9 protein-coding genes and 2 pseudogenes are annotated in these 14,960 nt (G+C 62.1%); 5 read left to right on the forward strand and 6 right to left on the reverse strand.

Annotation, left to right across the window (positions count from 1 at the left end):
* The coding region (locus NZL82_RS15745; protein WP_261270801.1) for an integrase catalytic subunit at nucleotides 1-93 on the forward strand (93 nt) is incomplete at its 5' end.
* A gap of 512 nt (nucleotides 94-605) precedes the next feature.
* Complete coding sequence (locus NZL82_RS15750; protein WP_261270703.1) at nucleotides 606-2,735, forward strand: TonB-dependent siderophore receptor; 2,130 nt, start codon at nucleotides 606-608, stop codon at nucleotides 2,733-2,735.
* Nucleotides 2,736-2,922: 187 nt separating this feature from the next.
* Here the strand turns inward: NZL82_RS15750 and NZL82_RS19860 are convergent.
* Nucleotides 2,923-3,262 (reverse strand): annotated as a pseudogene (locus tag NZL82_RS19860) (integrase core domain-containing protein); the annotation flags it as partial.
* Nucleotides 3,263-3,318: 56 nt separating this feature from the next.
* Here NZL82_RS19860 and NZL82_RS15760 point away from each other — a divergent pair.
* A pseudogene (locus NZL82_RS15760) lies at nucleotides 3,319-4,277 on the forward strand (IS481 family transposase).
* A gap of 83 nt (nucleotides 4,278-4,360) precedes the next feature.
* Here the strand turns inward: NZL82_RS15760 and NZL82_RS15765 are convergent.
* From NZL82_RS15765 to NZL82_RS15785, 5 genes are all read right to left on the reverse strand, one after another.
* On the reverse strand, nucleotides 4,361-5,473 hold the full coding sequence (locus NZL82_RS15765; RefSeq protein WP_261270704.1) for an S-(hydroxymethyl)glutathione dehydrogenase/class III alcohol dehydrogenase: 1,113 nt from the start codon (nucleotides 5,471-5,473) through the stop codon (nucleotides 4,361-4,363).
* A gap of 78 nt (nucleotides 5,474-5,551) precedes the next feature.
* Nucleotides 5,552-8,134, reverse strand: coding sequence for a TonB-dependent receptor (locus tag NZL82_RS15770; RefSeq protein WP_261270705.1), 2,583 nt, complete (start codon nucleotides 8,132-8,134; stop codon nucleotides 5,552-5,554).
* A gap of 190 nt (nucleotides 8,135-8,324) precedes the next feature.
* Nucleotides 8,325-9,983 carry an AMP-binding protein gene (locus NZL82_RS15775; RefSeq protein WP_261270706.1) on the reverse strand — a complete coding sequence of 553 codons (1,659 nt, stop codon included), beginning with the start codon at nucleotides 9,981-9,983 and terminating at the stop codon, nucleotides 8,325-8,327.
* A gap of 204 nt (nucleotides 9,984-10,187) precedes the next feature.
* Entirely contained in the window at nucleotides 10,188-11,054 is an 867-nt protein-coding gene (locus NZL82_RS15780) for a cupin domain-containing protein (RefSeq protein WP_261270707.1), read from the reverse strand.
* Nucleotides 11,055-11,228: 174 nt separating this feature from the next.
* Nucleotides 11,229-11,735, reverse strand: coding sequence for an antibiotic biosynthesis monooxygenase (locus tag NZL82_RS15785; protein WP_261270708.1), 507 nt, complete (start codon nucleotides 11,733-11,735; stop codon nucleotides 11,229-11,231).
* A 179-nt stretch (nucleotides 11,736-11,914) separates the two neighbouring features.
* Between NZL82_RS15785 and NZL82_RS15790 the strand changes: the two genes are divergently transcribed.
* Nucleotides 11,915-13,408, forward strand: a complete 1,494-nt coding sequence (locus tag NZL82_RS15790; protein WP_261270709.1) for a PLP-dependent aminotransferase family protein — start codon at nucleotides 11,915-11,917, stop codon at nucleotides 13,406-13,408.
* Between the two features lie 138 nt (nucleotides 13,409-13,546).
* The gene (locus NZL82_RS15795) at nucleotides 13,547-14,953 is read left to right on the forward strand and encodes an aldehyde dehydrogenase family protein (RefSeq protein WP_261270710.1); all 1,407 of its coding nucleotides are present in this window, start codon (nucleotides 13,547-13,549) and stop codon (nucleotides 14,951-14,953) included.
* Nucleotides 14,954-14,960: the final 7 nt, after the last annotated feature.

Here is a 14,960-nt window from a genome sequence, read left to right on the forward strand (position 1 = left end):
GCACCAGAAACGGCGACACCGCCATATCCGGCCTCCGGTTCCGCTTCGCTCCACCTCCGTCCGGATATGGCGGCGATGAGCTTAATGCACTAACAAACCAATCGGTCCACTCGGTGGGGGCAGATCATCGGGAGCTTGGCGGCACGGATCGCTGTTCCCGGTCGTATCGATACGGTCCCCTAGAGACTTCTTCGCTTATGCTCCCCGCTCGCCGATAGACGTCGCTTTTCCTGCCCGATCGTCTACGCCAGGACTTTGATGGCGCGGCCCGCCGGTTGGGAACCGACCGGCTCATGGCGCTGGCAGGGGGGGCACCTTCCCATGCTCTATGCACACGGCATTTCCTGCGCGCCGGGGAACCTTTTTGCGTTGTAAACGTGTCGCGCTGCCAGCAATTCGCAACAAAATGCCTGAGAGGCGCGACCATTATCCGGTGGTCAAAGAACCTGTTCGTGACACGCCGCGCCAGAGCCCTGTTATAACAATAAAAACAGAAGCAGCGGGACGACAGGTTAGGAGGACGGTCAGCACCGACATTTCTTGAAAAGGGGGCCATTATGACGTTTCGCACTTTTCTTTTGTTAGGCGCTATGGGCTATCAATTCATGGCGGCTAACGCCGTGGCGCAGGATGCTCCAAAGTCTGAGGTGCAAGAAAGCGAGGCGTCGAGCGCGGAGCGCGTCAACGGCGAGATCGTCATCACTGGTCAGCGTCAGCAATATGTCTCCGACATTCCGGCTATCGAAGTTCCCCAAAGCGTTCAGGTTCTCACAGCTGAAACGCTGCGGGATGCGGGTATTACCCGTCTCGACAATGCTCTCGACTTCGCAAGCGGTATCGCTCGCCAGAACAATTTCGGTGGTATCTTCGACAGCTTTGCCTGCCGCGGCTTTGCGGGCGACGAGAACACGGCCAGCAACTATCTGGTCAACGGCTTCAACGCCGCGCGTGGCTATGGCGGTGCGCGCGATACGTCGAACGTCGAGCGGATCGACATTCTGAAAGGACCCAATTCGGCGCTGTTCGGTCGCGGCGAGCCGGGCTGCACGGTGAACATCGTCACCAAGAAGCCCCATTTCGAACTCGGGGGCAGCGGCACCCTGTCCTATGGCAGCTTCAACACATTGCGCAGCGAAGGCGATATCAATGTGCCGCTTACCGGTTCGCTGGCGCTGCGGGTGACCGGGGCGGCGGAAAAGGCGGACAGCTTCCGCGACACCATCCATACGCGGAAATGGACGGTCACGCCCTCTTTCCTGTGGAAGATGGCGCCGGACACCAGCCTGTCCTACGAACTCGAATATATCCATCAGGAGGTTCCGTTCGATCGCGGTATCGTCGCGGTGAACGGCAAGCTCGATACCCTACCGATTTCCCGTTTTCTCGGCGAACCGGGCGACGGGCCGATCAAGGTGGAGGCGCTGGGCCATCAGGTCCAGCTCCAGCACGACTTCAGCCAGGACTGGTCGGTGATCCTGGGGGCGGGCTATCGCGAGACTTCGCTGCTGGGCTATTCGACCGAGGCGGAACTGGCGGCGGGGCGGCAGAAGCTCTACACCGATGGCCGGACCCTTTCGCGCATCCGCCGCTATCGCGACTACAGCACGATGGACCTGACCTTCCGCGGCGAAGTCAGCGGCAAGTTCGACACCTTCGGTCTTGGTCACCACCTGCTCATCGGGGCGGACTGGGACGATTATGAAATGACCATCATCCAGGGGCGCTATCGCCCGCCGGCGGTCGCGTCACAGCGGACCGCGGCGATCGGCAATAGCGTCGATATCTTCGCGCCGGCCTATGGCAAGCTGCCGGCGACGCCGATTTTCCAGAATTATATCGAGCGCCAGTTTTCCTATGGCGTCTATTTTCAGGATCAGATTGACGTCAGCAGCCGCCTGAAGGTCCGCGTCGGCGGTCGTTACGACAATTTCGAGCAGGACATCCTCAACCGGTTCGCCCGTACGCGCACAGGGCAAGCCAGATCGACCTTCAATCCGCAGGCCGGTGTGTCCTTCCTGCTGTCCGACGCCGTGTCGCTCTATGCCAATTACGGCCGGGGCTTCCGGCCGAACACCGGCACGACGTTCGACAACCAGCCTTTCGTGCCGGAACGTACCCGATCCTATGAAGGGGGTGCCAAAATCTCGCTGTTCAACGAACGCGTCACCGGAACGCTCGCCTATTTCAACACCAGGAAGACGAACGTGCTGACGGCCGATCCGGTCAATTCCGGCTTTTCGCTGGCGGTCGGCGAGGCGCAGAGTCAGGGCGCGGAATTCGAACTGTCGGGCAAGCTTCCCGCCGGGTTCCGGCTTCAGCTGAACTATTCCTATATCGATGCCCAGGTGGCGAAGGATGCGCTCGACCCGAACTTCGGTTTCGCGCTGCGCAAGGGCGATCCGTTGATCGGTATTCCGAAGAACAGCGCCAGTGCCCTCGTCTTCAAGGATTTCGATATCGGCGAGTCGGCCCTGACCTTGGGAGCCGGGGTAAATTACGTCGGTAAACGGCTGGGCGAGACGGGTTTCCGCTTCTCTGACGGATCGTTCTTCTACCTACCTGGCTATACGTTGACGCGCGCACTCGTGACGTTCTCGCCCAGCAAGTCGATCCGGATTTCGGGCGAAGTCACCAACCTGTTCGACACCAGCTATTACGCGAGCTCCTACTCGCGCCTGTGGGTGACGCCGGGAACGCCGCGACAGTTCATGGGCCGGATCGGATTCTCCTTCTAAACCAGGGGCCGCTTGCAACGATCGGCCGAACGAGGGGGTAGCGAGACGGAAATAGAGGCGATCACGGTCGCGCTGCCCCGGCGCTGCTCCCTGGGAGACTACTGAATAGCGGGAACGCCGATGACGGGTTGAAGGCCGCGCGAATATTCGCGCGGCCTTCAACGTCCCGTGATGGTCCCCCAGCTTCTCATCCGGGTGCGATGCGAGCTTCCGGACTGCATCCGCCGGGCTTAACCCCGGCGGATGCAGCATATTCGGCCGGCTCAGCCAGCCAAGTGTTGTGTGAGGAAGGCTCTCGTTATAATCCCGACGCCAGGCCTAGATCTTGGTTCTTGCGTCCGCCAGTGACAGGAACCAGTGGCTCTTCAGGCACTCGTTACGCAGGCGACCGTTGAACGACTCCACGAAGGCGTTGTCCGTTGGCTTGCCTGCCGGTTGAAGTCCAGCGTGACGCCATTCTCATAGGCCCAGCGGTCAAGCGCTTTCGAGATGAACTCCAGGCCATTGTCCACTCGGTTGGTCCTAGGTGTTTGATCCCACGATTTGATGGTGTGATCCTTTCGCTGGAATGGAAGGAAGCCGCATGGGACAAGTTCGTCATGGGTGCGCCACGACCACGCACGCCGTCCGAGCAGCAATACAGCGCGCCAAGCTTCGCTCGCGACGCTAAGCCGTGAGTTGGGGATCAACCCGAAGACGGTCGCGAAGTGGCGTAAGCGGGCGACCGTCGAGGACCTGAAGACCGGGCCGAAGGCCCCTCATTCGACAACCTTGTCCGAGGCCGAAGAGGCGATGGTTGTGGCGTTTCGACGTCACACCCTGCTGCCGCTCGACGATTGCCTCTACGCTCTGCAACCATCGATCCCGCACATGACGCGCTCAGCGCTGCACCGATGCCTCCAGCGGCATGGTATCTCCCGCCTGCCGGACGTCGAAGGGGACAAGCCGAAGCGCCAGTGCTTCAAGCGTTATCCCATCGGCTTCTTCCACATCGATATTGCCGAGGTGCAGACCGCCGAAGGCAAGCTGTACCTGTTCGTTGGCATAGATCGCACGAGCAAATTCGCGGTCACCCAGTTGGTCGACAAGGCTGACAGGCGCACAGCGTGGGAGTTCCTCGAACACCTGCTGAAGGCCGTGCCTTATCGCATCCACACGATCCTAACCGACAATGGCATCCAGTTCGCCCAGCAGCCGCGCAACCGCAACACCGCCTGGTCGCGTCAGATGCGCTTCGACATGATCTGCGAGGCAAACGATATCGAGCACCGGCTCACCAAACCGAACCATCCTTGGACCAACGGACAGGTCGAACGGATGAACCGCACCATCAAGGAGGCCTCCGTCAAGCGCTTCCACTACGATACCCACGAACAGCTTCGGACGCACCTCGCCGACTTCATGGCCGCCTACAACTTCGCCCGTCGGCTTAAGACGCTCAACGGGCTCACACCCTACGAATACATCGCTAAGATCTGGACGTCAGAGCCAGACCGGTTCATCGTCAACCCGATCCACCAGATGCCGGGACTGAACACCTAAATACCGAAACGTCGGCGGTATGATCGGGTTCAGCGGTGCAATGGGCCATTTGGGGATGCCAAACGTCACCGACCGCTTCCTCGTCAGAAGATCACCACGCTGCGGATGCTTTCGCCCTTGTGCATCAGGTCGAAGCCCTTGTTGATCTCCTCCAGCGTCAGCCGGTGGGTGATCATCGGATCGATCTCGATCTTGCCGTTCATGTACCAGTCGACGATCTTGGGCGTGTCGGTCCGCCCGCGCGCGCCGCCGAACGCGGTGCCGCGCCAGTTGCGGCCCGTCACCAGCTGGAACGGCCGGGTGCTGATTTCCTTGCCCGCCTCGGCCACGCCGATGATGATCGACGTGCCCCAGCCGCGATGGCACGCCTCCAGGGCGGTGCGCATCACCTCGGTATTGCCGGTCGCGTCGAAGCTGTAATCCGCGCCGCCATCGGTCAGCTCCAGAATCTTCGCGATGGTCTCCTCGCGCGACAGGCCCTTGGAATTGAGGAAGTGGGTCATGCCGAAGCGGCGGCCCCATTCCTCGCGCGCCGGGTTCAGGTCGACGCCGATGATCCGGCCTGCGCCCGCCAGCTTGGCGCCCTGAATGACGTTCAGGCCGATGCCGCCCAGACCGAAGACGACGATATTCTCGCCCGGCTGGACCTTGGCGGTGTTGACCACCGCGCCCACGCCCGTCGTCACGCCACACCCGATATAGCAGCTGGTATCGAACGGCGCGTCCTCGCGGATCTTGGCGACCGCGATTTCGGGCAGGACGGTGAAGTTCGAGAAGGTCGAGCAGCCCATATAATGGAAGATCGGCTGGCCCTTATAGCTGAACCGGGTGGTGCCGTCGGGCATCAGCCCCTTGCCTTGCGTCGCGCGGATCGCGGTGCACAGGTTGGTCTTGCCCGACAGACACGACTTACACTGGCGGCATTCCGGCGTGTAAAGCGGGATGACATGGTCGCCCGGCACGACGCTGGTCACGCCGGCACCCACCTCGCGCACGATGCCGCAGCCTTCATGGCCGAGCACGCTGGGGAAGATGCCTTCGCTGTCCAGACCGTCCAGCGTATAGGCGTCGGTGTGGCAGATGCCGGTCGCCATGATCTCGACCAGGACCTCGCCCGCCTTGGGGCCTTCCAGATCGAGTTCGACGATTTCGAGCGGCTTCTTCGCTTCGAAGGTGACGGCGGCGCGGGTCTTCACGGTAACGGATACTCCAGTGGTCAAGAAGCAAGACAAGCGGGGGAGGGAAGGGATCGCGGCGCGATCCCTTCCCGGTCGTCAGAAGCGAACAGTGCCCTCCACGCCGAAGGTTCTGGGCAGGGCCCGGACCAGATAGCCCGCGCCGGTGATCCCTTCATTGGGATAGCCGCCCGGAAAATAGAGCTTGTTGGACAGGTTCTTGCCCCACACCGAAAGGGTGTAGCGATCCGTCACATAGCTGATCCGGCTGTTGAAGACCCAGTAATCGCCCTCACCATTCGTGTATGGGCCGGTGGCGAGGTTCTTCAGGACGCCACGACTGTAATCCTTGAAGGAGTCGTAGTAGAAGCGCCCCGAATAGGCGGTGTCGCCATGGACCTTGATCGTGCCGCCCCCGACTTCCGCCGCATTCCAGTCGAAGGCGAGATTGATCGAGGATGTCGGTGCGTAGGGGAAGGGGTTGCCGCCCACACTGACGCTGCCCGCGCCAGACTGGACGCAGGAACCCTGTTGCGCCGGATATAGCCCGCTGAGGTTCAGGGCCGCGCAGGTCGCCTGATCGAAGTCCTTATATTTGCTGTCGAGCAGGCCGAGCGATGCACTCAGCGTCAGGCGGTCGGTCGCGGCGAATTCTACATCCAGTTCGAGGCCCTTCATCGTGCCGTCGAGCGTGATGATGTTCGCGGTCACGCTCTGGTCGACGACCTGGCTCTGCTGGTTCTTGTAATCATAATAGAAGAAGCTGCCGTTGACCTGCAGCCGATTGCCGAGGAAGCGGGTCTTGAACCCCGCTTCATAGGCGTTCACCTCCTCCGGCTTGACGAAATAGACCTGCGGCGAACTGATATAGGCCAGGCCGTTGAACGTCCCGGCGCGATAGCCGCGACTATAGCTGGCATAGAGCATGACGCCGTCCACCGGCTTCCAGTCCAGGATGGCGCGTCCCGAGATCCGGCTGGTCTTGCCGTCCTTGTTGACGCCGCCGGGCATGGTTCCCCCGGTGGCCGGGATCACCACGGCCCCGGCCTCATTATAGACCGGCGACAGGAAATAGGGCGCGCCATAGGCCGACACGGCAAGCATCCGAGCATTGCCCGCATCGTCGTAATAGGTGGTGATACCATCGCGATATCGGGTGGTGTCGGTGGTGTAGCGCAGGCCTGCGGTGAATTTCACTGCCGGGGTGATTTCATAGCTGCCTTCGCCATAGACCGCCCAGCTTTTACGTTCCTGCCGGAAATGCTGCTTGCCGAGAATGCCGGTCGGCACCGAACCGGCCGATAGCACCGTTCCATTGAAGCCCCCCGCCGGGTTGAACCATGTCGCGGGCAGGCCGAGGGCCGCACGCACGTCGCTCAGCAGGTTGAAGATGTCGATGGCGTTGTTCGACGTCACCGAATCCCAGCCATAATAGGCACCCGCGATCATCTTGAGCGGGCCGTTGCTGTAATCGAGCCGCAGATCCTGGTTGAAGGCCTTGAAATCGGACCGATAGCCATTCGAACACAGGCGCAGCGGGCTGCTGTCGCAATCGGTCTGCGTCTGGAGATAGAGACCGGAGTCATAGCCGGTGATCGAGGTGAGGTTGAGCCTGCTGGTGAGGTCGGCCTTCACCGTCAACACGGCGCCTTCGGTGCGGGTGACGGCGCGGCCGATCGTATCCTGTTCTATCTCGGTATCCGACAGGCCCGCCCGGCTATAGCTGCTCGGCAGAAGACCGGCGCCCTTGGAGCCAAGCGCGCTAAATAGCGGCGAGAGAATGAAATTGGGATTTTCATAGTCGAACAAGCCCGGGTTGGACTTGTACGGACCAGCGCCGATCGAGGCCGCCGCGCCCCCGGTCGATTTGGAGGCATAGCCCTTCAGCGTGATGTCGATTGTGTTGACCGGCTTGAAGCGCATCGTGCCCCGAAACGCATAGCTCTCATCGCCGCCCGGATCGCGGCCCGTTGCGAAATTGCGACCGGACGCGCCTCCCGCCGCCGTCGTGTTCAGACCGGCGGGCATCAGATTATGGATATAGGGATCCATTTTGACATAGGTGCCCGCGATACGGATACCGAACCGGTCCTCGAAGGGTGTCAATTCGATCGCGCCTTCGAAATTCCTGCGGTTGTAATTGGCGTAGCCGGCCGTCAGATAGCCATTGTCGCCCTTCAGAGCGGGCTTGCGGGTGATGAAGTTGATCGCGCCGCCCGTCGTGTTGCGGCCATAGAGCGTGCCCTGGGGCCCGCGCACCACTTCGACTTGGTTCAGATCATAGAGCTGCTGGCCCTGGCTCGCGCGGAAGGTCTGATAGACCTCGTCGACATAGACGCCGACAGGCGATGCCGCGCTTGCGCTGAGTTCGGTGCCGACACCGATACCCCGCAGGGTGAAGTTGGGCTGCTGCGGACCATAAGCCGACGACACCTGGAGATTGGGCATCGAACCGTTTAGGTCCGACGTGTCGAACACGCCCTGATTGGCGAGTTCCGACGATGAAATGGCCGATACGGCAACGGGAACGTTTTGAAGGTTCTCCGCCCGCTTGGTGGCGGTCACGACGATCTCTTCCAGCCCCCCGGCCTGCGTCTGTGTCTTGCTCGCATCCTGCGCGAATGCCGGCATCGCGATGCATGTCGCGATGGCGAGAATGCTGATGCCCCCGACCCTTTTCATGTGAAGCTCCCTGATGAGGTCACTGCATCTGAGTGCATTGGTGACCCGTTGCGCCTGGGCATCAGCAGTTAGGGGTAACGGGGTGCGTGGATCCTGTTGCAAAAGCCCCGAACGCTGGTGCCAGGGATCAAGGTGCCCGACATCTGCCCCTCTTCTTAGGACCTGTTTGCCGCTTTTTGATGGAGCCAGTTTAGCTCGGGGGCTGGTCCATGGCGCGTAACATGAAGCGTTGTACCTTGCCGCTGGGGGTTTTCGGCAGTTGCGGCAGGAACGCGATCAGCCGGGGATAGGCGTGGGCGGACAGTCGGGTTTTGACATGCGCTTTCAGGGCATCGGCCAGCGCTGGCGTTGGCGCAAATCCCGCGTTGAGGACGATGAACGCCTTGACCAGTTCGGTGCGTTCCGGGTCGGGCACGCCGATGACGGCTGCCTCCATCACGGCAGGATGTTCGATCAATGCACTTTCCACATCGAAGGGGCCGATGCGATAGCCCGATGAGGTGATCACATCGTCGGCGCGTGCGATGAAGCTGACGCTGCCGTCCGGCCCCAGTTCCACCATATCCCCCGTCCGGTAATAGCCGTCACGAATGGCGGGGGTGGGTTGGTGCCAATATCCGCCGAACCAGAAGAGCGGCGATCGGGTGATGTCGATGGCCAGTTCGCCCGGCTCGTTGACGCCCCGTTCGCGGCCGTCCTCCCCCAGCACGGCGACCCGGTAGCCGGGCATCGCGACACCGGCCGAACCGATGCGGACGGCGTGCGATAGGCCATGATGGTTGTTCACCACCATGCCCATCTCCGTCTGGCCGTAATGATCGTGCACCGGCACGGCGAGTTGGGCGTCGAACCACCGGATGACCTCGGGGTTCAGCGGTTCGCCTGCACTACTGACGGCGCGCAGCATGCCCCTTGCTTTCGCGGCCGCAGCGCCGCCTTCCGCCATCAGCAGACGATACGCGGTGGGCGAGCCGGCAAGGTTGGTGACGCCGAGCCGGGCAACGAGATCGAAGGCGGTCTCGGCGGAAAAGACGCCGTCATATAAGATCGTCGCCCGCCCAAGCAGCAGCGGCCCGGTGATCCCGTAATACAGGCCATAGGCCCAGCCCGGGTCCGCGATATTCCAGAAATTATCCTCCGCTCGCAGATCTATCGCCCAGCGCATATAGGCGCCGATCGCGATCAACGCCTTCAGCGGCACGCCCACGCCTTTGGGAAGGCCAGTGGACCCCGATGTCGACATCATGAGGAAGAGATCGTCGCCGGTGCGCATGACCGGCACGAAATCGGTCGACATCCCTGCCACCTCGGCCCGGAAATCGATGTCGCCAGCCATGAGCGGTTCTTCCGGCGTTCGGACGAGCGCGATCGGTGGACATTGTGCGATGTCCGTCAGCTTGGCACGATTGGCGCTGTCCGTCACGACCAGCGCGGCTTGGCTAAGGCCCAGCCGATGGGCGATCGCCTTGGGGCCGAAGGCGGTGAACAGGGGCTGATAGGTCGCCCCGATCCGCCAGACGCCCAGGATCGTCGCGACCAGCTCGATCCTTCGCGGCAACAGGCCTGCTACGACGTCGCCGGGCTGGACGCCGTGCGCCGCCAGCATATGCGCCACCTGCGCCGACAGGTCGCGCAACGCGGCGAAGCCATGGTCATGGCGTGTGCCATCCGCCGCGATCGTGACAAGCGCCACATCGTCGCTATCGGCATAGCGGTCGCAACATTCGACACAGGCGTTGATACCGTCCGAAAGGCATCCCGAAAGCCGCGCTCGCTCGCGTTCGATGCAAAAATCCTCGACCGCCTTCCCGTAATCAGGGACGGCGGCCGATGCCGCTATGCCGGTCATGCGTTCGATCCTCTCCACGATCACGCCGCATTGATGCGGTCTATCGTACGGCCCACCTTTATCGTTGGGTCTCCGCTGCGCCCGGCGGGTGGAGGCGGCGGCTTGGATCAATGATGATGATGCGTTCGCCCCTGCGGACGGATCAAATTGGACCGGAGTGGCGGCCCTTAGAGGATACCGCCACCCGTCGCTGCGAACTTGGCGTTATTTGGGCAGCACGTCCCCCGTGATGACCCACAGCTTTTTTGAGAAGGGGCCCTTGGACGTCCATGTGATGTGCATGCCGGCAGACAGGCCGATCGTATCGCCAGCCTTGAAATTATGCACCTTGCCGGTGTCGGTCTCCACCACCTCGACCTCGCCTTCGAGAAGCAGGATCGTCTCGTCACCCAGCACGCCGGTATAGGGCGTCTTGAGCGCGCCCTTTTCGTCGACATCGCTTCCGGCGATGCCCTTGCCCGAACGCCACACGCCGCTCATCATCGTGCCCGTCGAACCGCCGGAGCGCAGGAAATAGAGTTCGCCCGCGACCAGGGGGCCTTCGGCGGGTTCGACGAAATGATATTCCAGCCAGTCGGCGGGATTGTCGCTGGTGTGCGCGATCAGCAGATCCTGCGGCGGGTTGCTCGTCGGTTCGCTGCCGTTCCAGATGCACCACCATTTCTTGAACGACGGCCCCTCGATCTCCCACTGCACCTCCAGCCCCTTGGGCGAGTTGATGATGGATCCGGGGCCGACCTTATAGCGCTTGCCGGTGGAAAGGACGGTGAGCACGGCGGTGCCGTCGATCACGCAAGCCACCTCGTCGCCGAGGGGCGAGGAATAGACAATGGTATGCGACCCGTCCGCCGTCGCGCCCGGCGCGGTGGGGCCGGTGCGCCAGAAGCCGGCCGAGAGCGATCCCGACATACCCTCGGGCCGGGTCACCACATATTCGCCGTGCACCTGTGCGCCGAAACGGGGCTCGACCCATTCGAACGGCAGCCATTTGTCATTGGGTTCGTTCTGCACGCCGCCATGAACCGCGTAACGCGGCAATTCCTGCACCTGCGGCGCCAACTGCGTTGCCATGCCAAATCTCCCTTGAACGAGATTGAACCGTAACCGGCCGATCGCGAAACCGCTCGGTCCCCCCGAATGTCGGCCAGGCTTTACTATCAGAGCATCACGACCAACGGCCTAGCGCCATCCCTGGTCTTTTCGATGAGTCCAGATGACGGGCGCTTCGCCGTCTTCTCCACCCGTTCATGCCTCCACGGACGGGGCCGACAGCGGGATGGTTTCCGTCAGTAGCGGCACGTCCTTGAATACCGCAAAGCTGCTGGGCGTGTTCGGCATGACGGGGAAGTTGAAATCGCACTGAGGACAGGGTTCGGCGAGGACCTTCTGCTCTTCCTGCAGCTCGAACGCCTTGTCCTCGACCAGACCGCAATTGGGGCATACGCGGAGAAGCCGCGTGTTGGTCAGTTCGAAATTAGTGATGATGTCTTCCATGATCGCACCACGCGCCGCCCATGCCTTGGCGTGCTTGTGGTAGGTCGCTTGGTGCCAGTCCTTGAGCGCCGCGCGGTTCACCCAGAAGCTGACTTCGTTGAACCAGGTCGGGTCTTCCGGATGGACCCACCACGTCAGATGGAGAAAGCCGGGCAGCTTCATCAGGTGATTGCGCGTATCGGCAAAAATAACCTTGAACTTCTCGTAACCGTCCGGGCTGGAAAAGCGCACGCGCTGCATACTGAGATAGATGGACATGGGATTCTCCGCTCGATGAGTCCAGCCCGATAAGCTGTGCGCTCAGGATGAAGAGCGACGTGGTCAGCCGGTAGGGCCAGTATAGCGGAAGATGATGGTGCCAGACGTCGATGCCTCTATCATTGGCGTGACCAGGCGATAGGATCGGTCCAGATGGTGTAGCGAAGGCATGCCTGACGATGACGATGAACCTGATCATTCGTATCGACCGCGAAGACGAACGATCGCTGCAGGTGCAGATATACGAGGCGGTGCGCAATCAGATCCTGCAGGGCACATTGGTTGCCGGCAAGCGGCTACCCTCGACGCGCAGCATGTCGGACCAGCTGGGCATCGCCCGCAACACGGTGACGCTGGCCTATGAACGCCTCGCCGCGGAGGACTATATCACCTCGCGGGCCAAGGCGGGCATCTTCGTCAACGACCGGCTGCCCGATGCGACCGTCCTGTTGCGCAATGGCCATTCCTCGGTTCAGCCCAGCCGCAAGCGGCTCCGGTTGGGCAAGAATCCCAGCTTTTCTGGGCGGGCACCCCGCTTGTGGCACGAAAGGCGATCGCGGCCGCAGTTCGATTTCTTCGTCGGACGCCCGCGCCCCGACAGCTTTCCGACCAGTTTCTGGCAACGCACGATCGCGCGGCATCTCGCTTATGCCCATGGCATCCAGACCGAATATAGCGATCCGCGTGGAATAGCCGCGCTGCGCGAGGCGATCGCGGCGCATCTGGGCGAAACGCGCGGGATAGAAGCCACTGCCGATCAGATCATGGTCACCTCCGGCATCCAGGGGGCGCTCAACCTTCTCGCCCGCATCTTCATCACCGATCGTGCGAAGGCGAGCGTGGCGGTCGAGAATCCCTGTTATCAGGGTGCGGCCTTTCTCTTCGGCAGCTATGGTGCCAGCATCCGGCCGATCGATGTCGACGAACAAGGTATCGTCGTGTCGCAACTCGAAAGCTTCATGGGCAATCTCGTCTATGTGACGCCGTCCCACCAGTTTCCGACCGGCTGCACGCTCAGCCTCGATCGCCGGCTGCACCTTCTCGACTGGGCTTATCAGACGGGCAGCTATGTCATAGAGGATGATTATGACAGCGACTTCCGCTATGACGGACCTCCGCTGACCGCGCTCGCCGGGTTGGATCGCCGGGGTCACGTCATCTATCTCGGCACCTTCTCCAAATCGATCGGCGCGGGGCTGAGAGTGGGTTACGCGGTCATGCCGCGTCATCTCCTCGATCAGGCGCGATTGGTGAAGTCGTTGACCGACCATGGCGCACCATGGCTGGAACAGGCGGTGATCGCGGATTTCCTGAAGGAAGGCGCGTTTCTCCGCCATCTGCGCCGCATCCGCCGGTCCTATATGGGCGCGCGCGACGAGGTGATCCGGTCGATCGAAGAGCATTTTCCCGGCGGCGTGCTGATGGGGCGCGAATGCGGCATGCATATGATGTGGACGCTACCGCCCGATCTGCCGTCCGCGAACGACATGCAGCGCATCGCGCTCAACTGCGGCGTCGGCCTGTATCCATTCGCGGGCGCGGCGACGCAGGAATATGGCAATCCCGGCCGTTTTCGCGAACGCTCGCTGGTGCTCGGTTATACCGGGCTGACGGAGGAGGCGATCCGCGAAGCCTTTAGCCGGGTCGCCACCGTGGTCGGTCAGCGCCGTTAGGCCGCTCGAACTGGCACCAACATTAAGGCCCGATTTGGCTCTAGGGCATGGGCCGAAAGCTTCTTAGCCTTCCTGAAAATCATCGACGTTCCTTTCGCCAGGTTGGCCGACGTCGACGACAATGCAGGAGGATGAAATATGCCTGGTTACCGGCTTCTGATCGATGGTCGATTGGTCGATGGCGCGGATAGGATGGAGGTCATCAACCCCGCGACCGAGGAGGTACTGGCCTTATGCCCGCGCGCCTCGACAGGGCAGTTGGACGAAGCGGTCGGGGCGGCGAAGCGGGCCTTTCCGGCCTGGGCGAAGACCCCGATCGCGGAGCGACGTGCGCTGATCCTCGCTCTTGCCGACTGCATGGATGTTCACGCGGAGAGCCTTGCGCGTCTGCTGACCCAGGAACAGGGCAAGCCATTGAGCGAAGCGACGGCCGAGATCGCCTATAGCATCGCCTTCATCCGCCAGCTCGCGACCCATGACCTGCCGGTCGGGGTGCTGGAGGACAATGACAGCCGCCGGGTCGAACGGCATCGTCGCCCGCTGGGGGTGGTCGGCGCGATCATTCCCTGGAACTTCCCAGTGCTGATCGTCGCCTTCAAGCTGCCATTGGCGCTGCTGGCGGGCAATACGCTGGTCATCAAGCCGGCACCGACCACGCCCTTGTCGACGCTGCGCCTGGGCGAGATGATGGCCGGGATCTTCCCGCCGGGCGTGGTCAACGTCATCACCGACCAGAATGACCTGGGCACTCGTCTGACGACGCATCCCGATATCGCGAAGATCAGCTTCACCGGATCGACCGCAACCGGTCGCAAGGTGATGGAGAGCGCGGCCGCGTCGATCAAGCGCCTGACGCTGGAACTCGGCGGCAACGATGCGGCGATCGTCCTGCCCGATGCCGACCCGGTGAAGGCGGCGACGGGCATCTTCGGCGGCGCGTTCCTGAACGCCGGACAGGTCTGCATCGCGATCAAGCGCGTCTATGCCCATGCCGACATTTATGATGCGCTCTGCGCGGAACTGGCCAGACTCGCGGAAGAAGCCGTTGTCGATGACGGGCTGAAGCAGGGCGCACAGATCGGGCCGCTCCAGAACCGCGCGCAATATGATAAGGTGAAGGCGATCATCGAAGCGGCGCGATCCGACGGCACGATCATCGCCGGGGGCGAGGTGCTGGACCGGCCCGGCTATTTCATCCGGCCGACCATCGTGCGCGACATCAACGACGGAGCGCGGCTGGTGGACGAGGAACAGTTCGGCCCTGTGCTTCCCGTCATCCGCTATGACGATCCCGAAGAGGCGCTGGCACGCGCCAACGCGTCCGAGATGGGGCTGGGCGGCTCGATCTGGTCGTCGGACCGCGATGCGGCACATGATCTCGCCATGCGCATGGAGGCGGGCACGGTCTGGATCAACAAACATCTCGATTTCGGCCCGACCATTCCGTTCGGCGGCGCGAAACAATCGGGTCTGGGCGTCGAATTCGCGGAGGAGGGATTCCACGAGTTCACCCAGGTCCATGTCATCAACGAAGCGAAGGCCTGATTGGCAC

This window comes from Sphingomonas sp. LC-1 (assembly GCF_025371035.1).
Taxonomy (GTDB): Bacteria; Pseudomonadota; Alphaproteobacteria; order Sphingomonadales; family Sphingomonadaceae; genus Sphingomonas; species Sphingomonas sanguinis_E.

Excerpts from the sequence above, each read along its gene's own strand:
- NZL82_RS15750 (WP_261270703.1), top strand. The coding sequence starts at position 606 with ATGGCGGCTAACGCCGTGGCGCAGGATGCTCCAAAGTCTGAGGTGCAA.
- NZL82_RS15770 (WP_261270705.1), bottom strand. The coding sequence starts at position 8,134 with ATGAAAAGGGTCGGGGGCATCAGCATTCTCGCCATCGCGACATGCATC.
- NZL82_RS15775 (WP_261270706.1), bottom strand. The coding sequence starts at position 9,983 with ATGACCGGCATAGCGGCATCGGCCGCCGTCCCTGATTACGGGAAGGCG.
- NZL82_RS15780 (WP_261270707.1), bottom strand. The coding sequence starts at position 11,054 with ATGGCAACGCAGTTGGCGCCGCAGGTGCAGGAATTGCCGCGTTACGCG.
- NZL82_RS15785 (WP_261270708.1), bottom strand. The coding sequence starts at position 11,735 with ATGTCCATCTATCTCAGTATGCAGCGCGTGCGCTTTTCCAGCCCGGAC.
- NZL82_RS15790 (WP_261270709.1), top strand. The coding sequence starts at position 11,915 with ATGACGATGAACCTGATCATTCGTATCGACCGCGAAGACGAACGATCG.
- NZL82_RS15795 (WP_261270710.1), top strand. The coding sequence starts at position 13,547 with ATGCCTGGTTACCGGCTTCTGATCGATGGTCGATTGGTCGATGGCGCG.